The following is a 593-nucleotide window of genomic DNA, read 5'->3' as shown; positions in this document are numbered from 1 at the left end:
ACGTCAACGGTCACTCTGACGATTACTGATGGTGATATTCCAACCATCGAATCCGTACCAAGCGTGACGCTATCAGAAACACAGCTTGCCGATGGCTCGACACCAAGCGGCAGTGCGGTGAGTCAAACCGAGACTATCTCGTTTACCAACCAAAGTGATGATGTTGAGAAGTTCCGAATCGAACCAACTGAGTTCAATGTGGGTGGTGCGTTAACGTCGAACAACATTGCGGTTGAGCTTAAAGAAGACCCAGCAGACTCAGGCATCTATGTCGGGTTTATTGATGACGGTGGAACGGACGTTCCTGTCTTCAGCTTAAGCTTCTCAGGTACCACGTTGGGTGAATACACCTTCACGTTGCTTGAGGCGTTAGACCATGCCGATGGCTTAGATAGTAACGAACTGACCTTCGACTTACCAGTTTATGCGGTGGACTCAGATGGTGATGATTCATTAATGACTCCGTTGTCGGTGACCATTGGTGATGACGCCCAAATCATGGCGAACGGTACGCTCGGTATTACCGAGCCGAATTTAGCTGACGGGACGGTGACCACCAATACGATTGATGTTATGACAGCGCAAAGTGCCGA

General features: G+C 49.4%; 1 protein-coding gene. It reads left to right on the top strand.

Annotation, left to right across the window (positions count from 1 at the left end):
• A partial coding sequence (locus AB4384_RS23400; RefSeq protein ID WP_372130187.1) for a hypothetical protein occupies positions 1-593 on the top strand: 593 nt, incomplete at both ends.

It is taken from the genome of Vibrio sp. 10N.261.51.A4 (assembly GCF_041471945.1).
GTDB lineage: Bacteria > Pseudomonadota > Gammaproteobacteria > Enterobacterales > Vibrionaceae > Vibrio > Vibrio crassostreae_C.
This window is presented reverse-complemented; position numbering and strand designations above follow the sequence as displayed.